We start from the raw sequence: 22,762 nt of genomic DNA, 5'->3' as shown, positions 1-22,762 counted from the left end.
TCAGGACCGGGGATTGGTCCCCGCTGCCGGTGGGGAAATTCACGAGGTATTGGGGGTAATACCGAAGGGTTGCAGCCCGGTACGAAGCCGCTTCCTGCGGCTTCACCCGGTTCTTCAGAGCATGTCAGACACGGCTTTCGTCAGCGGCCTGAGCCTGTACGCCGCGACGGCCACCGTGGTCGTCGCCACGGTCATGATTGCCACGGTCACGGCCATGGTCGTCGCCTGCGCGAGCCTGGTCGGCGCTGTGGTCATCACCTGGCTGGGCATGGCCGCGACGGCCGCCATGATCGTCACCACGGTCATGATTGCCACGGTCACGGCCATGGTCGTCGCCTGCACGAGCCTGGTCGGCGCTGTGGTCATCACCTGGCTGGGCATGGCCGCGACGGCCGCCATGATCGTCGCCACGGTCATGATTGCCACGGTCACGGCCATGGTCATCGCCTGCGCGAGCCTGGTCATTGCCGCGATCGTCCCCTATCTGGGTGTGATCGGCTGCGTGGTTGCCACGGTCGTCGCCCACGTTGTGGTTGGCTTCGTGGTTCGCCTCATGATTGGCTTCGTGGTTGGCCTCATGATTGGCTTCGTGGTTGGCCTCGTGATTCGCCTCATGGTTGGCTTCGTGGTTGGCCTCATGATTTGCATCGTGGTTGGCTGCATGATTGCCATGGTCATCGCCGCGATCATGATTGGCGCCATCGTGGTTGCCTTGGTCGTTACCGGCATGGCCACCTGCGTTGCCACCGTTTCCGCCACCGGCGCCACCGCCGTTGCCGCCGCCATTGCCACCACCCGAGCCGCCGCCTGATCCGCCGCCTGATCCGCCACCACCGCCTCCAGAACCGTTGCCACCGCCGCCTCCGCCGTGGCCACCACCACCGCCTCCATTACCACCGCCGCCGCCTCCATTGCCTCCACCACCGCCGCCGTTACCACCACCACCGCCGCCTCCACCGCCACCGCCGCCTCCACCGCCGTCTTTGGCGTAGGCGCTGCTGGAGTGAGAGATCGAGTCAGGAATCAGCACGGTGGATGCCGACAGCACCCCACCAATGGCAAGAGCAAGGATCGCTTGTTTGAATTGCATAAATACCTCCACCTTCTTGTTCTGGTTATCGAACCGCAAACAAAGCCGGTGCAAATCGAAGACCATTGCCCCCAGGGCAATCGAAACCTCAGCACATCTCGCTTGGGCACAGAAAACAGCCTGTGGCCTCAAAATGCCACGTAGCTACATGTACCGTGAGACCCGGCGCCTGGATCATCCAGTGCCGGACGGTGTTCGTGAGGTGAACACGCGGGCGTTGAGAAATATTCGTTTTTCCGTACGAACGGTCATGGGTGATATTTTCGAATGCGCTCTTTTCATTTCCCGAATTGATGGTCAACATACGCGCCAACTAATAGTGGGCGCGCCCATCATTAACGCAAATGATTTTGTTTCTTAACTTCAAACAATATTAAATCGAGACAAAACAAGCACTTTGCCGGGCATCTGGAAACTGCCAGGTAATGGCACGTTGATAGCGCGGCAGCTCATCGCCTAATAAGTGTTTCAACTTCTGTTTTCAGGATGAAATAGATGCGTCTCTTACTGCTGACAAGTGTGCTGGCCCTTTCCCTGGCCGGCTGTGGTTCCACCCCGAACAATCCGTCCGTGAACATGGAAACTCCCAAGCCCGCCGCTGACTACGCGCAGTGCGTCTTCGAGAAGTGGCAGAAGATCAAGCCCGACACCACGCTGACCGAGACCAAGGGTCATTACAAGTTGCTGGTGTCCGGCAAAGTGGCCCAGGACGATATCCTCGAAGTGTTCAAGGGCAACCCCAATACTCGCGCCTTCCTCTATCAGCGCGCGCCACTGGCCTCGGCGTTCGGCAAGAGTGCTCTGGAGAAAGCCGCCCGCGACTGCCTGTAGGTCGCGGCCAAGGCCCGGTGATGCAATCGGGGTGAACTTCGTTTTTCCGATTTCCTCAGAGAACCATATCGCCCGACCTGTCGGGCGCTGTTCAACTCAAGAGGAATCACCATCATGAGCACGACCCTCACCGGCAAGAAAGTCCTGATCATCACCGCCAACACCGGCATCGAACGCGATGAGCTGCTCAAGCCGCTGCAAGCCTTGCAAGGCATGGGCGCGACGGTGACCCACGCGACCATCAAGGGCGGTGACGCGCAGACCTTCCTGCACGACACCGAGAAAGACACCAGCGTCACCTCCGATACGCGCCTCGCCGGATTGTCCGCCGCCGAGTTCGACGCGCTGGTCATTCCTGGCGGCACAGTCAACGCCGACACCCTGCGCCAGGACGCCGATGCCCAGCGCCTGGTCAAGGAATTCGCCGACGCCGGCAAGACGGTCGCCGCGATCTGCCACGGCCCCTGGCTGTTGATCGACGCAGGCGTGGTCGGCGGCAAGACGCTGACGTCCTACCCTAGCGTGCGCATCGACTTGCTCAACGCCAAGGCTGCCGACTGGGTCGACACCCAAGTCAAGGCGTGCCCGGCCAACGGCTGGACGCTGATTACCTCGCGCACGCCTGACGACCTGCCGGCCTTCAACGAAGCCATCGGCAAAGCCCTGCTCGCCGCCTGATTCGTTGTCAGACGCCGACGCCGCATGCCGCGGCGTCGGCTTGAACGAAAATACTTGCAACCAATTTTTTCGCGGCCCGTCGACATCACAAAGGCCTGCGCGATTCTCGCGAGCGCCAGTCAGAGGCTCGCCCATGATTGCGATCATCGTCCCCGCCCACAACGAAGAAGAATTCCTGGATGACTGCATCCGTTCATTGATCGCAGCGTCCCGCCACGACGGGCTCGAAGGCGAAGCGGTAGAAATCCTGGTCATGCTCGACGACTGCTCCGACAATTCGGCCATGATTGCGCAGGCGCATGGCGTGTTGACCGTCGCCTGCAGCCATCGCAACGTCGGCATGACCCGCGCCGCCGGCGCCCAGCGCATGCTCGAACGCGGTGCCCGCTGGCTGGCATTCACCGACGCCGACACCGTGGTGCCTCACGGCTGGCTGACGCAGCAGGTCGCCCTGAGCGCCGATGCCGTGTGCGGCGTGGTCCAGGTCACCGACTGGTCGGAACACCCGCCTCATGTGCAGATTCATTACGACGCCCATTACCGGTTCGTCGAAGACCACCGGCACATCCACGGCGCCAACCTGGGGGTGTCCTCGACGGCCTATGTGCGGGCTGGCGGTTTCCGCGCCTTGCCTGCCCACGAGGACGTGCACCTGGTGCAAGACCTCGAACGCAGCGGCGCGCAGATCGTCTGGACCGCCCGCAACAGCGTCATCACCAGCGCACGCAAGGCATGCCGCTGCCGGGAAGGTTTTGGCGATTACCTAAATTCACTGGCCAGTTCTTCGTTATTAAGCTAACCCTGAGTACGCGCAGAGATCCGGGGGCCTGTTCCGGATCGTCGACGTTGCGCCCAGGCGATCCTCATCAGAGCGGGAAAGCGAGCGATGCAACCGATAAAGAACCGGGCCAACCCCGGCGACGACACACTGGGGGGCGGCATGCCCAGCGCCAGTGTCGCGATGCCGAATACCACGCACTGGTTCAAACGCCTGCTGGCCTTTACCGGCCCGGGTTATATGGTCGCCGTGGGTTACATGGACCCCGGCAACTGGGCCACCGACATTGCCGGTGGTTCGCAATTCGGCTACCTGTTGCTGTCGGTGATTCTGCTGTCCAACCTCATGGCGATTGCGTTGCAGGCGCTCTCGGCGCGGTTGGGCATCGTCACCGGCTGGGACCTTGCCCGGGCCTGCCGCGAGCGCTACAGCCGGCCGGTGTGCATTGCCCTGTGGCTGGCCTGTGAAATCGCGATCATCGCCTGTGATCTGGCCGAGGTAATCGGGACGGCGATTGCCCTGAACCTGCTGTTCGGCATCCCGCTGGTGTGGGGCGCGGTGCTGTCGGCCATCGATGTATTCCTGATCCTGCTGCTGATGGGCAAAGGTTTTCGGGCACTGGAGGCGTTCGTCATTGCGTTGCTCTTGATTATCTTCGGCTGCTTCGCGATCCAGATGGTGCTTGCCCGCCCGGACATGGCGGAGCTGTTCGCAGGCTTCATTCCCAAGGCCGAAATCGTCACCAACCCTGCGGCGCTGTACCTGGCCATCGGCATCATTGGCGCGACGGTGATGCCCCACAACCTGTACCTGCACTCCTCCATCGTGCAGACCCGCGCCTACCCGCGCACCGATGAGGGCCGGCGCATCGGCCTGCGCTGGGCGGTGACGGACAGCACCATCGCACTGACGCTGGCGCTGTTCGTCAACGCAGCGATCCTGATCACCGCCGCCACGGTGTTTCACAAGGCGGGCAAGACCGACGTGGTGGAAATCGAGCAGGCTTATCACCTGCTCTCGCCGATGCTCGGGGTGGGGATAGCCTCGGCGCTGTTCGCCATTGCGCTGCTGGCGTCCGGGATCAACTCCACGGTAACCGCCACCCTGGCCGGGCAGATCGTGATGGAGGGGTTCCTGCGCCTCAAACTGCCGGGCTGGGTGCGACGCCTGCTGACCCGGGGTCTGGCGATCATCCCGGTGATTGTGGTGACCAGTCTTTATGGTGCGGAAGGAACGGCGAAGTTGCTGGTGTTGAGCCAGGTGATCCTGTCGATGCAATTGCCGTTCGCGATCGTGCCGCTGGTGCGGTTCGTGTCGGACCGGAAGTTGATGGGCAGTTTCGTCACAGGGCCGGTGTTGACGGGGCTGGCGTGGGGGATTGTGTTGTTGATTATCGGATTGAATCTGGTGTTGCTGGTAGGGATGGCGATGGCCTGAACCGTAGCAGTCCGGCCGGGCGGGGTTCCGCTTGCCGTCGGGGTTCCAGCGATTACCTGTGGGAGCGGGCTTGCCCGCGAAGGCGGTAGGTCATTCAACATCAAGGTGTCTGACCTGACGCTTTCGCGGGCAAGCCCGCTCCCACAGGGGATCGAGATCGATCCGCGGGCAAGTCCGGCGGCTACGGGACTGAGGGGCGATATCGGTTGCCCCCCGCTTACATCAATGCATCTTGCTGTGATCGTGGCCCATGTCCATCTGGCTCGACATGGCCTTGGCGGGGGCCGTGACCTGCACTTCTTCGCGCACGCCCTTGTCGTTCTCGATGGTCAGGGTCAATGGCACTTGATCCCCTTCCCTGATCGCGCCGGTCAACCCCATCAGCATCACGTGATACCCGTCCGGGTCCAGCGATACCGCCTTGCCCGCAGGCAACGCCACCGAATCCACCGGCCCCATGCGCATCACGTCATCAGTCATGCTCATCTGGTGAATCTGCACATCCTTGGCCACCGGCGAGCTGATGCTGAGCAGCTTGCTGTCGGTATCGGCGGTGATGCGCATGAACGCGCCCGATGTCGGCTGCCCCTGCACGGTGGTGCGCACCCAGGCATCGTCCACGCGGGTCTGCGCCATGGCCGACAGGCTCACACCAAGCAACAACGAGAAAGCCAGTACGGATTTGGAAAACAGAGCGGTCATCAGCAGACCTCCATGACAGTGGTCAGATCTTCCGCGCATTGTTTGGCGGACAGTGATGGCGACAGGCCCAGGCGCAGGTTGCCCCGGGAGTCGAAGACGAAACTGGTGGCGGTGTGGGACATGGTGTATGTCTCACCGGCCGGGACTTTCTCGTAGAACACCCCGAACTCCTTGGCCACGTGCTGCGTCTGCTCGAGGGTGCCGCGCAGGGCAACGAAGCTTGGGTCGAACTGCTTGACGTAGGCGTCGAGGATCTCTGGCGTGTCGCGCTCGGGGTCGACGGTGATGAAGATCACCTGCAGCGTCTTGCCGTCCTCGCCCATGATCTTCTTGATCTGGGCCGCGCGGGCAAGGGCCGTCGGACAGACTGCCGGGCACTGTGTGAAACCGAAGAACACCATCGGCATCAGCCCCCGATAACTGGACAGGGTCTTCACCTCGCCCTGAGTGTCGGTGAGCTTGAAGGTGCGGCCCATGATCTTGTTGGACAGATCCTTGCCGTATTTGAAATCCAGCGCGGTGGTCGAGCCATCGCAGCCCGCAAGCAGGCCCAGGCCCAGCACGCTCATGCCGGTCAGCACCTGACGGCGGGTCAATAAATCATTCATGTGACGAACTCTCTGAAGCAGCGGCCAGCGTTGGCGCCAGCCTTTACTCGCCCGGCCTGCAGCCTTCAAGGCCCCAGGGCGGGCGACGCCAAACAGTCAGCGGGTTTCGCGGCCAGCGTTCAGGGCGCCTGGGGCGAAAGACCGGGGAAGAGATGTCGCGGAGGTTTGCGCAGCAGGTAGTCCGAACGCGGCACGCGCTTGCGCAAGGTGCGCGCCAGCCAGTCCAGGCCGATGTAGAACACCAGCGCCAGGGCCAGGCTGCCGGCGAAGGCGCAATCGGTCATGGACAGTTTCATCAGTTGCGCGTGATCGCCCATCTGCGCCATGTCCATCTGCCCCGACATCCCATGGTCGGCACTGCAATCGGCCGATGGGCCGGCCTGATTGAACGCCCGCAGCATCTGTCCATGGCTGGTACTGCACACAAGCCCGGTGAACAGGATGGCGCCGTAGAGCATCCAGGCAATGAGCGATTGGTGGGTTCGGACGAGTTTCATGGGGCCGCATTCTACCTGCTTGCGCCCCCCGAGATGTAACGGGGCCGGACTTGCGGGTGCGACAAAACCGCGCATCTCTATCAGCCTGGTTTATTTGACCTGAAATCTCTCGGAACCCCGCGCCCGGGTCAGTGCCGAATGTCAGGAGCTGCTCGACAGCCAGATACCTCAGGGAGCACTTCAGGCATGGCGGACACCGCACTCACCCTCGACGCGCTGCTGGCCGATTTTGCCCGGCGTCCCAACCCGCCCATGAGCGGCGACGCGCTGGCCGAAGCCATGCGCCTGTGCATCGAGCACGGCCTGGACCAACTGCCCCTGCCCGCCAGCGGCCAGACCCTGGCGCGCTGGCAACAACTGGCAGCCGTGGGCGGCATCGATCTGGCGCTGCTCAAGCTGTACGAGGGCCACACCGATGCCCTGGCGATCCTCGCCGAGTTGGCCTTCAACCCGTTTTTCCTGCCCGGCATCTGGGGTGTCTGGGCGGCCGAGCCGCCGGATGCGCGTGTCTCTATCGTCCAGCAACAAGGCACCGAAGTGCTGCTGCGCGGCCGCAAGGCGTGGTGTTCCGGCGCCCAGCAGATCGACTACGCGCTGCTGACTGCCTGGGCTGCGGACGATCAACCGCAACTGGTCGCGGTGCGCCTGGACAGCCCCGGCGTGAGTGTCGACGGGCAGGCCTGGCAGGCAGTCGGGATGGCCAGCACCGCCAGTGTCGACGTGCACTTCGACGGCGTGGTGGGCCACAGCGTCGGCGGGCCCGGCGCCTATCTGAGCAGGCCCGGGTTCTGGCAGGGCGGCGCAGGCATCGCTGCAGCGTGGTATGGCGCGGCGGTCGCGCTGGCCAAGCCCCTGCGCGAGCAGCGTGGCAAAGGCCGCAACGACCCTCATGGGGACGCACATCTGGGCGCGGTGGATGCCGCGTTGTGCGGCGCGGCAGCGGCCCTGCGCGAATGCGCCGCGTGGATCGACGCCCATCCCCGGGATGACGCGCAACTGGCAGTGCAACGCCTGCGCGCCCAGGTGGAAATGGCTGTCGAACAGGTGCGTCAGCACGTGGGCCGCGCACTGGGCGCCACGCCATTCTGTCGCGACTCGCACTTTGCCCGGCTGGCAGTGGATTTGCCGGTCTTTATTCGTCAGAGCCACGCCGAACGGGATCTGGCGCACCTGGGCCAGTTACTGGCCAAACAGGAAACGGAGGATTGGACCCTATGAACATGGCCCTGAGTAACTCAGATCCCTTTGGCGTGCGTGGCACACCCTTGACCGACTGGCAGACCAGCCCGGCACTGCAAGGCGTGCGCCCCATTACCCTCAGCGAACTGGTGCCCACCGGCTCGCGGCTGGTGGTGCTGGCGCCTCATCCGGACGACGAAATCCTCGCCTGCGGTGGCCTGCTGGCGGGGATGGTCGGGCGGCGCAATCCTGTTCAACTGATCTCGGTGACTGATGGCGAGGCCAGCCATGCGGATTCGCCGCAGTGGCCACAGATGATGCTGCGTCTGGAGCGGCGCAAGGAAAGCGAGCGCGCCGTCGCCCGGCTGGGCTTCGATGTGCAGCGTCTGTGCTGGCAACGCCTGGGCATCGCCGACGGCCAGGTGGCGGATCGGGCGGAATCGCTGATCGCCCTGCTCAGCGAAGACCTGGGGCCTGACGATGTGGTGATCACCACCTGGCGACACGACGGCCACTGCGATCACGAAGCCGTAGGCCATTGCGCCGCTCAGGCAGCGGCCAATACCGGGGCGACCTTGCTTGAGACACCGGTGTGGGCCTGGCACTGGGCCGAGCCAAACGATCCAAGAATCCCCTGGGCCCATGCACGCAAGCTGGTGCTCAATGACGAGCAGCAGCGGCGCAAGCGCTGGGCCATCGAAGCCCATGCCACCCAGTTGCAGACCGACTCCAGCACCGGTAGCGCCCCGGTCCTGGCTCCTGACACGCTGGAGCGCATGCTGCAGCCTTTCGAACTGGTGTTCCTGTGAGCCTGCCTGCCGACTATTTCGATGAGCTGTTCGCCGACAGCGACGATCCCTGGGCGTTTCGCACCCGCTGGTACGAGCAGCGCAAACGCGACCTGACCCTGGCCGCACTGCCCCGCCAGCGCTATGAGCGGGCGTTCGAACCCGGCTGCGCCAACGGCGAGCTGAGCGTGGCGTTGGCCCAGCGTTGCGACAGCCTGGTGTGCATGGACCTCTGCCCGCGCGCCGTGGAACTGGCCGTGCAGCGGCTCAAGCGGTTTTCCAGGGCCAGGGTCGTGCAGGGCCGGTTGCCTGAGGACTGGCCCGAAGGCGCGTTCGACCTGATCGTGGTCAGCGAGTGGGCCTATTACCTGACGCCTGCCTCGTTCATCGAGGTGATCGACCACATGCTCGCCAGCCTGACGCCCGACGGCGCCGTGCTGGCCTGCCACTGGCTGCAACCGATCGACGGCTGCGCCATGACCGGACGCGAGGCCCACAGCCTGCTGCATTCAAGGCTGCGACTGCATCGCACCTTGCGCCACGAGGAACCGGATTTCCTGCTGGAGGTGTGGAGCAGACAGCCTGGCGGCATCGATCTGGACGAACAGGTTCGGGAGGCTTGAGCGTAGTGCGCACTATCCGGGTCTGGCACAAACCTGTAGGAGCGCGCTTGCCCGCGACGGCGGTGCTTCACTCGACATCGAGGTGTCTGGCCTGACGCATTCGCGGGCAAGCGCGCTCCTACGGAATCGGGTTGGTCACGCCACTTGAGAACAACCCTCACCCACGTAGCAGCACGGCCGGGCGGCGCTCCGCTTGCCGGCGTCGGCGGTCTCGAAATCCCCGACGCCGGCAAGCCGGACTGCTACGGATTTGCGTGGTGCGCGCTATCCGGGTTTGGCACACACCTGTAGGAGCGCGCTTGCCCGCGACCGCGGTGGTTCACTCGACATCGAGGTGTCTGGCCTGACGCATTCGCGGGCAAGCGCGCTCCTACGCAATCGCGGTGGTCACACCACTTGAGTACAACCCTCACCCACGTAGCAGCACGGCCGGGCGGCGCTCCGCTTGCCGGCGTTGGCGGTCTCGAAACCGCCGACGCCGGCAAGCCGGGCTGCTACGGATTTGCGTGGTGCGCGCTATCCGGGTTTGGCACAAGCCTGTAGGAGGGCGCTTGCCCGCGACGGCGGTGGTTCACTCGATATCGAGGTGTCTGGCCTGACGCATTCGCGGGCAAGCGCGCTCCTACGCAATCGCGGTGGTCACACCACTTGAGGCCAACCCCTATCCCTGTAGCAGCACGGCTTGCCGGCGGGGGCGGCTTTGGAATCGCCGACGCCAGCAAGCGGAGCGCCGCCCGGCCGTGCTGCTACTGGGTTGGGGATTGCGGGTCGTTAGCGGCTAACCGGCCCATCACGAACAACCGTGCCTGGCGGGTCATCTGGTCCAGGTGGCGGTCGCGCTGTTTTTCGGCGTCCACCATGGCCCGTTTGCCGTGCTGGTTGAGCAGGTACGCATGGATCTGCCGCACTTCCACCGAGCTGTAGATCGGCGCCACGTCGAGCACCGCGAGCAAGCCGTCGGTCTGTCGGTCCCGCGTGTTCATCACCACCTGTGGTCCGCGGGCGGACAGCACCTGAAACCCCATCGCCTCGAAGTACGGCACCTTGCCGACAAAGCAGGCCAGTTCCGCATGGGGGTAACGCTCGAGCATTTTTTCCAGCATCGTCCGTGCGATACCCTGCCTGCGCCGGGCTGCCCGCACCGCCATGTACGCCACCGCACAGGCCTGCGGATCATCCTGCACCGGCAGGTACAGCAGAAAGCCTGCGACAATCGACGGATCCTCGGCATCCAGCGCGACGATCAATTCCACTGGCATGCCCCGCGAGCCATCCATCGCCTGCAGGTACTGGTGCACTTCATGGCCCACGCCATACTGATACAGCGGGTACAACGGGTTGCTCGGGGCGATGCCGACCATGCTGATGTCGGTCACGTAGTCGATCACCAGCTGCATGATCTGGCTGTCGATCGATTCCGGTGGGGTGTTCGCAAGGCGCGTGATGGTGAACATGGAAATCCTGATGAAGGCTGAACCGGAGCATCATACCGGCTTCTGCCGGCGCGCTCGAATTGCTAAGGTGAGCGGCCGCAATCCCACTTTTTCAGGACCCCGCCGCGACCATGTTCGACTGGGACGATCTGCGCTTCTTTGCAACCTTTGCCCGTGAAGGCAGCCTCGCCGCCGCAGCCCGCACGCTGGGCGTCGAACACGCCACGGTGGCGCGGCGCATTGCATCGCTTGAAGCCTCGCTCGCACTCAAGCTGGTGGACCGCCGTGGCCGGGTCTATGAACTCACCGCCGACGGGTTGCGCGTCAGTGAATTCGCCGAGCAGATGTCCAGCGCCTCCTTCGCCCTGCAACGCTTTGCCGGTGGCGAGCATGACCGCATCGAAGGCGAGGTGGTCATCTCCTCGCCCCCGGCCTTTCTCGCGACCCTGATCGCCCCGAACATCGGCCGGCTGCGCGAGCGCTATCCGGGGCTGAAGGTGCGCATGGTCGGTTCCAAATCCATCGCTTCGCTGGCGCGCAAGGAAACCGACGTCGCCCTGCTCTACGCCCGCCCCGAAGAGGCCCAGGTGGTGGCCAAACACCTGGCCGACCTGCCCTTCTCGCTGTACGCCAGCGAACGTTACCTGGACAACCACACACCTGCCGACTATCAGTTCATCGGCTACGACCAGAGCATGGAACATTCGGTGCAACAGCAATGGTTGCGCGGCCATCTGGACGGTCGGGCGCTGGTGATTTCCAGTAATGACCTGCGGGTCCAGGCCCAGGCGGCCGCCGGCGACGGCGGGCTGGTGTTGCTGCCCGGCTTTCTCGCTCACGAGTACCGGCTCAAGCGCGCTCCGGCCTGCGACACCGCCCTGAGCCTGCCCGTCTGGCTGGCCTATCACGAGGACTTGCGCAACGCAGGCAAGATTCGCGTGGTGCTGGATTTCCTCATCGAATGCCTGGCGTCACCCGACCCCATGTGAATTTTTTCACATGCCGTATGCGCCTGCGGCCAATTCCCGCCCCTCATGCTGCTCTCTATCCTCGGCGGCAACAGAGAAATCCATGAGAGGCTTTTGCCATGAACGTTCAACCCCCACATTCGGGAAATCTGCCCATCTTCAGGGCCGCCTGGATCGTCACTGCGGTGTTCATCTTGTCCAACGCCGCCACCCCGCTCTACAGCCACTGGCAGCAGAGCCTGGGGTTCGGCTCCGGCACCCTGACGGTGATTTTCGGCTGCTACATCCTTGGCCTGCTGCTGACCCTCGCCGTGGCCGGGCAACTGGCTGACCACTATGGCCGCAAGGCGCTGTTGGTGCCGGGAGTGGTGATCGCCATTGTCGCCGCCTTGCTGTTCGAACATGCAGACAGCGTCGCCATCCTGATGCTGGCCAGGCTGCTCAGCGGGATTTCAGTGGGGATCGTGGTGTCGGCGGGCATGGCCAATGTGGTCGAACACGCGAGCGAACAGCGCAAGCCCTTCGCCTCGTTGATCGCCTCGGTGTCGATGGTCCTGGGCGCAGGCACCGGGCCGTTGCTGGCAGGCGTGATCGCGCAATACGTTGCAGCGCCCATCGACTGGGTGTTCAACAGCGAAATCCTGCTGTTGCTGCTTGCCTTGCTGGTGGTGATGCGCCAGCCCGCTGTCAAGCTGGGCACAGGGCGCTTTCGGCCGAAGCTGCCATCGGTGGCCGCAGAACACGTCGGCATCGTGGCACGTGGCGTTTCGTTCTTCGGTCCGGGGCTGACGTCCACCTGTTTCGTGCTGGCGCTGGGGCCGAAAATGCTCGCCACCCTGTTGCACGCCAACAGCCCGCTGATTGCCGGGTTCATGGCTTTTGCGATGTTTCTCACCGCCGTGGGTGTGCAGTTTGCGGCCAAAAAGCGCGGCATGAACCAGGTGTTCATGCTCAGCGGCCTGATGACGATTCTGGCGATGGGCAGCCTGTGGACCGCCCTGCAACTGGGCTCACCGGCCTGGCTGATCGCCGCGGCACTGCTGGCCGGTGCTGGGCAAGGCTTTGGTCAACTGGGCGGCCTGACCCTGATCGCCCGGAACGTCGCGCCCAAGCGCCGTGCCGAGGCCAACGCAATCTTCAACATGGGCGGTTATGTGCCGGCGGGAATCATTCCGGTGGTGACCGGGTACCTGATTGACCTGTTCAGTTTGCACGTGGCGATCAGTGTCTTGGCGGGCGTGATCGCGGGGTTGGCGGTATTGGCACTTGTGGCGTTGTACCGCAGCCATGCCAGCCAGCGGTGCGAGGGTGTGCAGTCGGTGTGAGGCATTTCCAAGATCGCCCCGCCGGCAAGCCGTGCTGCTACGAGGGGATCGACATAAGCCCGTAGCAGCCGGGCTTGCCCGCGGGTCGATCTTCAAACCGGCACATCCACAACAATCAAAACGTCAACCGCGTCGGCACTGCGCCGCGTAGGACATCACTGAACGTTTGCGCAAACAGGCCAGGAATGAGATATTCGCAACCGCGAACGATTCTCATAAAGTCATTTCACCTAAGCCTCCCCATGACCCCTACTCTGCTGCTGGTCGAAGACGACGCGCGCCTGCGCAATGACCTGGACCTGCATTTTCAAAAGCGCGGCTTTGCCGTGACCGCCTGCCAATGCGGCAATCAGGGCCTGGCGGCGGTGCAAGCCAGGCGTTTCGACCTGGCACTGCTGGATATCATGTTGCCCGGCATGGACGGCCTGACATTGCTCGAAACCCTGCGCACGGAGGACGACACGCCGGTGATGCTGATGTCGGCCCTGGGTGCCGAGCAGGACCGCATTACCGGGTTTACCCGGGGCGCCGACGATTACCTGCCCAAGCCGTTCAGCCTCGCCGAACTGGATGCCCGCGCCAATGCGTTGCTTCGCCGGATGGCCCGCACCCAGGCGCCCAAGGTCGCCCGTGACGACGCCCTGGTGCAGTTCGATGACGAGGTGCAGGACGTCACCCATGCTCATCAACGTGCAGGGTTGACCGCTTCGGAATACCGGCTGCTGATGACCCTGCGCGAGCACGCCGGTGAAGCCCTGAGCAAAGCGTTTCTCTATCAACAGGTGCTGCACCGGATCTACACCCGGCTGGATCGCGGGCTGGACGTGCACGTCTGCAACCTGCGACGCAAGCTGCTCGCCGTGGGGGTCAACCACCTGCAGATTCAGGCCGTGCGCGGCCAGGGCTACATCCTGATCGACACGGACAGAAGCTGATGCGTCGTCATCCGTTGCTGTGGAAGCTGGCGCTTCTGCAGATTTCCTTCTGCCTGCTGCTGACGTGGATCATCTGGACCTGGGGCCTCTCGGCCGAGCGCAGCACCTACTTTCTGGATCAGGCGGACCGGCTTTATCTGGCCCGCTACGCGCAACAGGCCGAGCAGATCTGGCGCGATCAGGGTGCGACAGGCATCGAGCAGTTTCGTCATCGGCTGGCGGATGAAGAGAACACCTGGGTGGCGATCATCGGTCCCCATCTGGAGAGCCTGGGCACGACGCGGCTGACCGCACTGGAATCCAGTCACCTGACCTTCATGCGCAAACTCGACTGGCCCATGAGCCGGCGCCTTCAGGATGAGCTGCCCTTCGTCAGCATCGAATTTCCCGAGGCGCCGGAACAGGGCCGGCTGGTCATGCAATTGCCCGAACGCCTGCTGCCCGGCGGCCTGACACCCTGGACCCACGTGCTCAGCCACGGGGTCATGCCGACGCTGCTGGCGGCCTTGCTCGGGCTGTTGATCTATCGGCATCTGGTGGTGCCGCTCAACCGCCTGCGCGACCGCGCCGACAGCCTCAAGGCCGATGATCTGGACAGCGCCGGCCCAGGTTTGCCGCTGATGAACCGGCGCGATGAACTGGGTGAACTGGCCGGCGCCTTCGAGCACATGGCCGAGCGTCTGCGCCAGAGCCTGAACCAGCAGCGGCTGTTGTTGCGCACCCTGTCCCACGAACTGCGCACACCGCTGGCGCGCTTGCGCATCGCCCACGACAGCGATCTTGCCCCCGAGCAATTGCGAGCGCGGCTTGATCTTGAAATCAACGACATGCAGCGCCTGCTGGAAGACACCCTCGATCTGGCCTGGATGGACACCGAACGCCCGCAACTGCCCACTGAGCCGGTGCTGATGCTGTCGATCTGGGAAGCGCTGTGCGAAGACGCCTGTTTCGAAAGCGGCTGGTCACCGAGGCGCCTGTTGTGCCTGCTGGGCACCGACTGCTGTGTGCAGGTGCATCTGGACAGCGTCGCCCAGGCTCTGGAAAACCTGCTGCGCAATGCCATTCGTTTCTCACCGCCACAGGGCAAGATCACCCTCTCCGGTTGGCGCGAGGACCATCACTGGCACCTGTGCCTGCAGGATGAAGGGCCGGGCGTGGCCGAGGACGATCTGGAAACCATCTTCGTGCCCTACCAGCGTCTGGACACCAGCAGCGAAGGCTTCGGCCTCGGCCTGGCCATCGCCCGCCGCGCGGTGCAGTTGCAGGGCGGCAACCTGTGGGCCAGTAACGGCACGCCCGGGCTCATCATGCACATGACGTTGCCAGTGGCCCATGAGCACCAACCGTAGCAGCACGGTTTGCTGGCGAGGGCGTCCTTGAAGCCGCCCCCGCGGGCAAGCCCGGCTGCTACGGGTTTGGTGGTGTTCACAACATTTGCGTCCACCCCGGATCCCGTAGCAGCACGGCTTGCCGGCGGGAGCGTCCGCAAGTGTTTAGAAAGTTAATGCGCTTTACTCGCAAAAAGCAGTCATTATCATTCGTGATCTTCCTGCGTCATGTCGTTCCCTCGGAGATCATCGATGTCGTTGCGCCCCCTGCCCTCACTTGCCCCTTTCGTGCTGCTGTCCGGCTGCCTGCTGGCGGGCGCCGTCCACGCCGCTGCTGAACCGGAGCCATCCAACGCCATCCAGTTGCCTGACCAGAACGTGGTCGCCACCGCCGAAGAAGAGATCAGGCAGGCACCGGGGGTGTCGGTCATCACTGCCGAGGACATCAGGAAACGCCCGCCCGCCAATGACCTGTCGCAGATCATCCGCACCATGCCGGGCGTGAATCTGACCGGCAACTCCAGCAGCGGCCAGCGCGGCAACAATCGCCAGATCGACATCCGCGGCATGGGCCCGGAAAACACCCTGATCCTGGTGGACGGCAAACCGGTGGGCAGCCGCAATTCGGTGCGCTACGGCTGGCGTGGCGAACGCGACAGCCGCGGCGACACCAACTGGGTGCCGGCCGATCAGGTCGAGCGCATCGAAGTCATCCGCGGCCCTGCTGCGGCGCGTTATGGCAACGGTGCTGCGGGCGGCGTGATCAACATCATCACCAAGAAGGCCGGTGCCGAAACTCACGGCAGCGCCACCGTCTACACCTCGTTCCCGACCCACAAGGACGAAGGCGCCACCAAGCGCATGAACTTCGGCTTGAGCGGCCCGCTGACCGACACTCTCAGCTACCGGGTGTACGGCAACGTCGCCAAGACTGATGCCGACGACGCCGACATCAACGAAGGCCACGAGTCGCTGCGCACCGGCAACCAGATCGGCACCCTGCCCGCTGGCCGCGAAGGCGTGCGCAACAAGGACGTCAACGGCCTGCTCAGCTGGCACCTGACGCCCGAGCAGACCCTGGAATTCGAAGCCGGCTTCAGCCGCCAGGGCAACATCTACACCGGCGACACCCAGAACACCAACAGCAACGCCACGGTGAAGAACCTGCTGGGCCACGAAACCAATCGCAGCTACCGCGAAACCTACTCGGTGACCCATCGCGGCGACTGGGACTTCGGCAGCACCCTGGCCTACCTGCAATACGAAAAGACCCGCAATAGGCGCATTAACGAGGGCCTGGCGGGCGGCACTGAGGGTATTTTCAGCAACAGCGATTTCTACACCGCCACTCTCCACGACCTGACAGCCCATGGCGAGGTCAACCTGCCGCTGCACGCAGGCGTGGACCAGACCCTGACCCTGGGCAGCGAGTGGGTCGAGCAGAAACTCGACGACCCCAGCGCCAACACCCAGACCACCAGCGAAGGCGGCGCCGTCAGCGGCCTGGCCAGTACCGGGCGCGACACCAGCTCCGAAGCGCACATCTTCTCGCTGTTCGCCGAAGACAACATCGAGCTGTTCGAAGGCACCATGCTCACCCCGGGCCTGCGCTTCGATCACCACGACATCGTCGGCGACAACTGGAGCCCGTCGCTGAACCTGTCGCACCAGTTGACCGACACCCTCACCCTCAAGGCCGGTATCGCCCGCGCCTACAAAGCGCCGAACCTGTATCAGCTCAACCCCAACTACTTGCTCTACAGCCGCGGCCAGGGCTGCTACGGCCAGACCACCAGTTGCTACCTGCAAGGCAACGACAGCCTCAAGGCCGAAACCAGCGTCAACAAGGAACTGGGCATCGAGTACAAGGCCGATGGCTGGGTCGCGGGCCTGACGTACTTCCGCAACGACTACAAGAACAAGATCGAGTCGGGCCTGTCCCCGGTCGGCAGCGCCACCGGCGGCACCGGCACCTATGCCAATGCGGCGGTCTATCAGTGGGAAAACGTGCCCAAGGCACTGGTCGAGGGCCTTGAGGGCAACCTGACGATTCCATCGGCCGAGGCGCTGACGTGGAACAACAATTTCACCTACATGCTGCAATCGAAAAACAAGGAAACCGGCGATGTGCTGTCGGTGACGCCCAAGTACACCCTCAACTCGATGCTCGACTGGCAGGCGACCAACGACCTGTCGTTCCAGGCCAGCGTGGCGTGGTACGGCAAACAGAAGCCGAAGAAATACGACTACCACGGCGCGCGGGTGACCGGCAGTTCCAACAACCAACTGTCGCCGTATGCCATCGCAGGTGTCAGCGGCACCTACGCCATCACCAAAAACCTGAGCCTGACCACCGGCGTCGACAACCTGTTCGACAAGCGCCTGTTCCGTGAGGGCAACGCACAGGGCGTGGCCAACATCGACGGCGCGGGCGCGGCGACCTACAACGAGCCTGGCCGCACGCTGTACACCAGCCTGACCGCATCGTTCTGAACCTGACGAGACCGCCTGATGAATTTTTTGATGAGACCTCTGGCGCTCGTCCTGCTGCTGGCTGTGCCGGGGTTGACCACCCTGGCGCGGCCCGCACCGGATCAGCCGATGGACACGCAGATCCTGGAGCGCCAGGACCTGCCCTACAGCTTCACCTCGTTCGATCTGGATTCAGCCGATGGCGAGCGCCATTACCGGATCTGGATCGGCAAGCCGCACAAACCGGCACCTGCCCAGGGCTATCCCTCGTTGTGGATGCTCGATGGCAACGCGGCGTTGGGTGCGTTCGACGAGGCTGCGCTGAAGAAGCTGGCGCAGGGACAGGCGCCCGTGCTGATCGCCATCGGCTACCAGACGCCGCTGCGCATCGAGCGTAACGCCCGCACACTGGACTACACCCCGCAGCGTCCGGATGCCGCGACACAGACCGATCCGTTGACCCAGGTGCCCAGCGGCGGCGCCGACCGGTTTCTCGACCTGCTGCGCGACCGGATCCGGCCGCAGGTGGCCGGGCAATTCAAGCTCGACGAACAGGAGCAGACGCTGTGGGGTCACTCCTATGGCGGGCTGCTGGTGCTGCACACGCTGTTCATCCGCCCGCTGCTCTTCAACCACTATGCGGCGGCAAGCCCGTCGTTGTGGTGGGACGAGAAGCTGATCGAGGAAGAAAGCGGACAACTGCGCACGCCCCACGCCAGCCTGCTGCTGATGCGCGGCAGCGCCGAACCCGCCACCCCGCAAGCGACACCGGCGGCCGGTGCGGATCGGCTGGCCAGGCAACTGGTTGAAAGGCTCAAGGGGATTGCAGGGTTGAAGCTTGAGTACCACAGCTTCGACGGCATGAGCCACGGCCAGACCCTGCCGGCTTCGCTTGAGTATGTGATGGAGCGGTTCTACCGGTAGAGACTCTGTTGCCGGTGCGCAACGACCATTCTGTGGGAGCGGGCTTGCCCGCGAAAGCGGTGGGTCCGTCAACCCTGATGTGTGAGGACTAACGCATTCGCGGGCAAGCCCGCTCCCACAGGCAGGTGTTGTGAGGCGTGCTTGAGATCGCTACCGGTCTTCCTGGCTTGCCGCCCATTCGCGCACGGCTTCGGCAAACAATCGCAAGGCCGTTGGCGGATGGCGGTTGGCCGGGTAATACAGGCAATGAGCGGGGTAGGTCGGGCCCCACTCCGGCAACACCTGCACCAGACGCCCGGCCTCAAGGTGCCCACTCACCTGGTCCAGCGGCACCCAGCCAATCCCGACCCCGGCCAGCGCCGCTTCGATCATCAGATTGAGGTTGTCCAGGGTGATCGGCCCGTCGACGTCCAGGCTCGTACTCTGCTCCTGATACTGCATGTCCCAGCGAAACAGCGCACCACTGGCAAAACGAAAACGGATACAACGGTGTTGCCTCAGATCCTGCGGCGTCACCGGCGCTGGATGACGCGCCAGATACTCGGGCGACGCCACCGCACCAAACACCATCTGCGCACCGAAACGCACGGCGATCATGTCCCGGGGCACATCATCGAGAATGCGGATCCCGGCATCGAACCCCTCCCCCACGATGTCCAGCAGCTTGCCGTCGGCGATGAACTCCAGGTGGATGTGCGGATACTTCGCCAGAAAACCCGGCACCACGTGCCGCACCAGCGGACGAAACGCCGATTCCGAAGCGCTGATACGAATCGAACCTGACGGCGTATTGCGCGCCGAGGTGACCTCGTTGACCACGTTGGTCAGGTCAACGAGCAACGGGCGCACGCCCTGAAGCAACTGCGCACCCGCCTCGGTCAGCTTCACCGAGCGCGTGGTGCGGTTGAACAGGCGCATCTCCAGACGCGCCTCAAGGTTGCGCATCGAATGGCTCAGCGCCGAAGGTGAAACCCCCAGCACCCGGGCCGCACCACTGAAACTCTGGTGCTCGGCAATTGCGATGAAGGCGGTCAGCTCGGGCAAGTCGGCACGAATCATTTATGAATTTTCCTCATGTACTCATGCAGTCTCTGGCAGATTGTTGAGGATGGTACAGGAATATAAGGTGTGTTGAATGCCAATCGAGGAGACAACAGATGCAACAGCGCACACTGGGCAACAACGGTCTTACGGTTTCGGCCATCGGTCTGGGCTGCATGGGCGCAAGCTTCGCCTACGGCCCGGCGATGGAAAAATCGGCCGCCATTGAGTTGATTCATGCCGCCTTCGACCAGGGCGTGACCTTTTTCGACAGCGCCGAAGCCTACGGCCCCTTCACCAATGAAGAGCTGCTTGGCGAGGCGTTGGCGCCCTTTCGCGATCAGGTCGTTATCGCCACCAAATTCGGCTTCAAGAACGGCGAAGTCCCCCAAGGACTGGACAGCCGCCCCGAGAACATTCGTGCCGTGGCCGAAGCCTCGCTCAAGCGCCTGCAGACCGACTGCATCGACCTGTTTTATCAGCATCGCGTCGACCCGAACGTTCCCATCGAAGATGTCGCCGGGACCATCAAGGACCTGATCGCCGAGGGCAAGGTCAAGCATTTCGGCCTGTCCGAGGCCGGCGTCGACTCGATCCGCCGTGCCCACGCCGTGCAGCCAGTGGCGGCCCTACAGAGCGAATACTCGCTGTGGTGGCGTGAGCCGGAGAAGGAAATCCTGCCGTTGCTCGAAGAGCTGGGGATCGGCTTCGTGCCGTTCAGCCCGCTGGGCAAGGGTTTTCTGACCGGCGCCATCGACGCCAGCACCACCTTCGCCCAAGACGACTTCCGCAACGTCGCGCCGCGCTTCACCGAGGAAAACCGCAAGGCCAACGCCCGACTGGTAGAGGTACTCGGGGTGCTGGCGGACGATAAAGGCGCCACCCGCGCGCAAATCGCGATTGCCTGGTTGCTCGCGCAAAAACCCTGGATCACCCCCATCCCCGGCACCACCAAGCTCCATCGCCTGGAAGAAAACAACGGGGCGGCGACCATCGAGCTGACAGTCTCGGACCTGCACGCCATCGACACGGCCCTGCGCCAGATCCAGATCGTCGGCGAGCGTTACCCCGCGCACCTGCAAAAGAATGTGAACCGCTGATTCTGTCCCTTACCGCCCCTCGCCGCTTATGTGGCGGGCGGGCCCTTGCACAGGTGCACACCCATGAAACTCACCACCACCACCCTGGCCAGCGTGTTGTTTTCCGCGCTGGCGAGTGCCGAAGAAGGCAAACCGCGTCCCGACCCCAAGCCCTCGCCGGACGTGTTGCAGGTCACGCCTCAACTGTATGCATACACCACCGACCTGTTGTTCGGAGAGGTGTGGAAACGCCCGGGCCTTGTGCCCCGCGACCGCAGCCTGATTACCCTGGCCGCCTTGGTCGCCAGCGGCCAGACGGCGCAAATGACCGGGCACATCAAGCTTGCGCTGGACAATGGCGTGAAGCCGAGCGAGATCACCGGCCTAATCACCCACCTGGCGTTCTACAGTGGCTGGCCCAACGCGATGTCGGCAGTGGGCGTCGCTAAACAGGTGTTTGCCGAACGAGGGCTGGACCCCGCGCAAATCACCCCGCCGCCCAGCGAGCCCCTGCAACTGGACCCCGACAGCGAGGCCAAACGCCGAGCTTCGGTTCAGGGCTCGGTCGGCGCGACGGCGCCGGAGTTGGCGCGCTATACCAATGACGTGCTGTTCGGTGATCTGTGGCGCCGCACTGACCTCACGCCCAGGGACCGCAGCCTGATCACCGTGGCAGCGCTTATCACTCAGAACCAGTCCGCCCAACTGACCTTCCACCTCAACCGTGCGATGGACAACGGCCTGACCCGCGAGCAGGCGGCGGAAGTGGTCACTCATCTGGCGTTTTACGTGGGCTGGCCGAAGGCGATGTCTGCCGTACCGGTGCTCAAGGACGTGTTTGCCGCACGCTGATCCCGATCCGCCAGTCACAGCGCCCGGCGTTCGACGCCGCTGGACACCCGAATGATATCGGCCATCACCGCGATGCCGATTTCAGCGGGTGTCTTGCTGCCAAGGTTCAGCCCGATGGGCGCGTGGATTCTGGCCAGTGCGGTCTCGTTCAACCCACCAATGCGCACCAGCCGCTCGCGGCGGGTATCGCTGGTGCGCTGGGAGCCCATGGCGCCGATGTAGAACGCCTGGGTGCGCACCGCTTCGAGCAGGGTCAGGTCGTCCAGGCGCGGGTCGTGGGTCAGCGCCACCACCGCCGTTGCGCCGTGGCAGCCCCCTTCCGAGATGAAAACCGCAGGGAGTACCGGCACCAGTTCCACCCCGGGCATGGAGAAACCTGCGGTCACCTCGGTGCGCGGGTCGCACAGGATGACCTCGTACCCCAGCGCCAGCGCGTAGTTGGCACAATACTCGGCCACCGGTGAGAGCCCCGCCAGCAGCAGGCGAAAGGCTGCGCCAATGCGAACCGAAATACAGCCGTCGTCCACCGCGACACGGGGCTCGTTCATTGCGCCGGGGCGGTGGGTCCTTTCGCAACTCTCGAGAAAAACCCGGCGGGTGACGAGTTCACCGCCGGTCAACGCCTCCTCGACGCAGGCCAGATGGGCGCGGTTGGCCTCATCCGGCGTGATGAATTCCACCAGCACATCGAGGACGCCGCCACACGGCAGCTTCAAGGTCGGGGCCAGCCCGCCTTCGCCGTAACGAACCACCTGATTGCCCGGCGGGAACTGGCCGTTGGCAACGCGCTCGAGAAAGTCATCCTCCACGCAACCGCCGGACAGCGAGCCGCGATGCTCCCCGGTGGGCAGCGCCACCAGCATCGCCCCCGGCCCGCGAGGTGCCGAGCCGAAGGTCGACACCACCGTGCACAACCATATCGACTCCCCGGCAGCGAGCCACTGGCGGGCCTTTTGTATCACTTGTAGATCGAGCTGTTTCATCAAGCGCCTACCTGCTGCAATGACCAATGCCTTGGTGAAACGGGCGGAAATGAGCTGGGCCTGTAATGCCCTCAGCCTGTTCATTGATTCCGACAGGCTTTCACTGCAAAAGTGAGCACTGATGTGTCCTGAACTGGACCAATGGCCCGTCGCCAGCCAAAAAACAGGCATGGGCGTCAAACGGCGACGTTATAGACGGGCAGCAGAGATG

General features: G+C 63.8%; 23 protein-coding genes. 17 read left to right on the top strand and 6 right to left on the bottom strand.

The features are described from left to right. Positions 1–121 precede the first annotated feature (121 nt). The 6 genes from ACIPO9_RS11020 to ACIPO9_RS10995 all read left to right on the top strand — a co-directional run bounded on the left by ACIPO9_RS11020 (position 122) and on the right by ACIPO9_RS10995 (position 4,814). Positions 122–811: a hypothetical protein gene (locus ACIPO9_RS11020; RefSeq protein WP_400780823.1), complete on the top strand. Its 690-nt coding sequence runs from the start codon at positions 122–124 to the stop codon at positions 809–811. Between the two features lie 57 nt (positions 812–868). Continuing rightward, entirely contained in the window at positions 869–1,234 is a 366-nt protein-coding gene (locus tag ACIPO9_RS11015) for a hypothetical protein (protein ID WP_400780821.1), read from the top strand. 351 nt (positions 1,235–1,585) lie between these two features. Next, positions 1,586–1,921: a hypothetical protein gene (locus ACIPO9_RS11010; protein WP_274133921.1), complete on the top strand. Its 336-nt coding sequence runs from the start codon at positions 1,586–1,588 to the stop codon at positions 1,919–1,921. Between the two features lie 114 nt (positions 1,922–2,035). After that, positions 2,036–2,599 carry a type 1 glutamine amidotransferase domain-containing protein gene (locus ACIPO9_RS11005; RefSeq protein ID WP_274133922.1) on the top strand — a complete coding sequence of 188 codons (564 nt, stop codon included), beginning with the start codon at positions 2,036–2,038 and terminating at the stop codon, positions 2,597–2,599. A 133-nt stretch (positions 2,600–2,732) separates the two neighbouring features. Then, positions 2,733–3,398 (top strand): glycosyltransferase family 2 protein, encoded by a 666-nt coding sequence (locus tag ACIPO9_RS11000; RefSeq protein ID WP_274133923.1) that lies wholly within the window; start codon positions 2,733–2,735, stop codon positions 3,396–3,398. 141 nt (positions 3,399–3,539) lie between these two features. Continuing rightward, on the top strand, positions 3,540–4,814 hold the full coding sequence (locus ACIPO9_RS10995; protein WP_400781068.1) for an Nramp family divalent metal transporter: 1,275 nt from the start codon (positions 3,540–3,542) through the stop codon (positions 4,812–4,814). A gap of 222 nt (positions 4,815–5,036) precedes the next feature. Here the strand turns inward: ACIPO9_RS10995 and ACIPO9_RS10990 are convergent, their stop codons facing one another. From ACIPO9_RS10990 to ACIPO9_RS10980, 3 genes are all read right to left on the bottom strand, one after another. Further along, positions 5,037–5,516 carry a copper chaperone PCu(A)C gene (locus ACIPO9_RS10990; RefSeq protein ID WP_400780819.1) on the bottom strand — a complete coding sequence of 160 codons (480 nt, stop codon included), beginning with the start codon at positions 5,514–5,516 and terminating at the stop codon, positions 5,037–5,039. After that, positions 5,516–6,124: an SCO family protein gene (locus tag ACIPO9_RS10985; protein WP_274133925.1), complete on the bottom strand. Its 609-nt coding sequence runs from the start codon at positions 6,122–6,124 to the stop codon at positions 5,516–5,518. Before ACIPO9_RS10985 ends, ACIPO9_RS10990 begins: the two co-directional genes overlap by 1 nt. 119 nt (positions 6,125–6,243) lie before the next feature. Next, positions 6,244–6,621 carry a DUF2946 family protein gene (locus ACIPO9_RS10980; RefSeq protein WP_400780817.1) on the bottom strand — a complete coding sequence of 126 codons (378 nt, stop codon included), beginning with the start codon at positions 6,619–6,621 and terminating at the stop codon, positions 6,244–6,246. A 186-nt stretch (positions 6,622–6,807) separates the two neighbouring features. On the opposite strand from ACIPO9_RS10980, the gene ACIPO9_RS10975 reads away from it, so the two are divergent. From ACIPO9_RS10975 to ACIPO9_RS10965, 3 genes are read left to right on the top strand one after another with little or no spacing between them, the layout of a single operon-like run. Then, positions 6,808–7,839, top strand: a complete 1,032-nt coding sequence (locus ACIPO9_RS10975) for an acyl-CoA dehydrogenase family protein (RefSeq protein WP_400780815.1) — start codon at positions 6,808–6,810, stop codon at positions 7,837–7,839. Next, the gene (locus ACIPO9_RS10970; protein ID WP_400780812.1) at positions 7,836–8,609 is read left to right on the top strand and encodes a PIG-L deacetylase family protein; all 774 of its coding nucleotides are present in this window, start codon (positions 7,836–7,838) and stop codon (positions 8,607–8,609) included. Before ACIPO9_RS10975 ends, ACIPO9_RS10970 begins: the two co-directional genes overlap by 4 nt. Further along, complete coding sequence (locus ACIPO9_RS10965) at positions 8,606–9,211, top strand: class I SAM-dependent DNA methyltransferase (RefSeq protein ID WP_400780809.1); 606 nt, start codon at positions 8,606–8,608, stop codon at positions 9,209–9,211. The genes ACIPO9_RS10970 and ACIPO9_RS10965 overlap by 4 nt, the downstream gene beginning before the upstream one ends. A 746-nt stretch (positions 9,212–9,957) precedes the next feature. Here ACIPO9_RS10965 and ACIPO9_RS10960 read toward each other — a convergent pair. After that, entirely contained in the window at positions 9,958–10,665 is a 708-nt protein-coding gene (locus ACIPO9_RS10960; protein WP_400780806.1) for a GNAT family N-acetyltransferase, read from the bottom strand. A 110-nt stretch (positions 10,666–10,775) separates the two neighbouring features. Between ACIPO9_RS10960 and ACIPO9_RS10955 the strand changes: the two genes are divergently transcribed. The 6 genes from ACIPO9_RS10955 (at position 10,776) to ACIPO9_RS10930 (ending at position 18,596) form a co-directional block, all read left to right on the top strand. Further along, the gene (locus tag ACIPO9_RS10955; RefSeq protein ID WP_400780804.1) at positions 10,776–11,633 is read left to right on the top strand and encodes a LysR family transcriptional regulator; all 858 of its coding nucleotides are present in this window, start codon (positions 10,776–10,778) and stop codon (positions 11,631–11,633) included. A gap of 98 nt (positions 11,634–11,731) precedes the next feature. Further along, positions 11,732–12,937 carry an MFS transporter gene (locus tag ACIPO9_RS10950; RefSeq protein ID WP_400780801.1) on the top strand — a complete coding sequence of 402 codons (1,206 nt, stop codon included), beginning with the start codon at positions 11,732–11,734 and terminating at the stop codon, positions 12,935–12,937. A gap of 242 nt (positions 12,938–13,179) precedes the next feature. Then, positions 13,180–13,872: a response regulator transcription factor gene (locus tag ACIPO9_RS10945; RefSeq protein ID WP_400780798.1), complete on the top strand. Its 693-nt coding sequence runs from the start codon at positions 13,180–13,182 to the stop codon at positions 13,870–13,872. Continuing rightward, positions 13,872–15,221: a histidine kinase sensor domain-containing protein gene (locus tag ACIPO9_RS10940; RefSeq protein WP_400780797.1), complete on the top strand. Its 1,350-nt coding sequence runs from the start codon at positions 13,872–13,874 to the stop codon at positions 15,219–15,221. The genes ACIPO9_RS10945 and ACIPO9_RS10940 overlap by 1 nt, the downstream gene beginning before the upstream one ends. A gap of 231 nt (positions 15,222–15,452) precedes the next feature. Continuing rightward, the gene (locus tag ACIPO9_RS10935) at positions 15,453–17,693 is read left to right on the top strand and encodes a TonB-dependent siderophore receptor (RefSeq protein WP_400780795.1); all 2,241 of its coding nucleotides are present in this window, start codon (positions 15,453–15,455) and stop codon (positions 17,691–17,693) included. An 18-nt stretch (positions 17,694–17,711) separates the two neighbouring features. Beyond that, positions 17,712–18,596 carry an alpha/beta hydrolase gene (locus ACIPO9_RS10930; protein WP_400780794.1) on the top strand — a complete coding sequence of 295 codons (885 nt, stop codon included), beginning with the start codon at positions 17,712–17,714 and terminating at the stop codon, positions 18,594–18,596. Positions 18,597–18,746: 150 nt separating this feature from the next. On the opposite strand, the gene ACIPO9_RS10925 is transcribed toward ACIPO9_RS10930, so the two are convergent. Then, positions 18,747–19,655 (bottom strand): LysR family transcriptional regulator, encoded by a 909-nt coding sequence (locus ACIPO9_RS10925; protein WP_400780792.1) that lies wholly within the window; start codon positions 19,653–19,655, stop codon positions 18,747–18,749. A 98-nt stretch (positions 19,656–19,753) separates the two neighbouring features. Here ACIPO9_RS10925 and ACIPO9_RS10920 point away from each other — a divergent pair, with 98 nt between their 5' ends. After that, positions 19,754–20,737 carry an aldo/keto reductase gene (locus ACIPO9_RS10920; RefSeq protein ID WP_400780791.1) on the top strand — a complete coding sequence of 328 codons (984 nt, stop codon included), beginning with the start codon at positions 19,754–19,756 and terminating at the stop codon, positions 20,735–20,737. Between the two features lie 63 nt (positions 20,738–20,800). Next, a complete protein-coding gene (locus tag ACIPO9_RS10915; protein WP_400780788.1) occupies positions 20,801–21,568 on the top strand; it encodes a carboxymuconolactone decarboxylase family protein in 768 nt (255 codons plus the stop codon). 14 nt (positions 21,569–21,582) lie between these two features. Here ACIPO9_RS10915 and ACIPO9_RS10910 read toward each other — a convergent pair whose 3' ends face one another. Next, positions 21,583–22,551: an XdhC family protein gene (locus ACIPO9_RS10910; protein ID WP_400780787.1), complete on the bottom strand. Its 969-nt coding sequence runs from the start codon at positions 22,549–22,551 to the stop codon at positions 21,583–21,585. Positions 22,552–22,762 lie beyond the last annotated feature (211 nt).

The organism is Pseudomonas sp. NPDC090203 (assembly GCF_044746765.1).
Lineage (GTDB): Bacteria > Pseudomonadota > Gammaproteobacteria > Pseudomonadales > Pseudomonadaceae > Aquipseudomonas > Aquipseudomonas putida_AD.
Note: the sequence above shows the minus strand (reverse complement) of the source record. Positions and strands in the feature narration are given on the sequence as shown.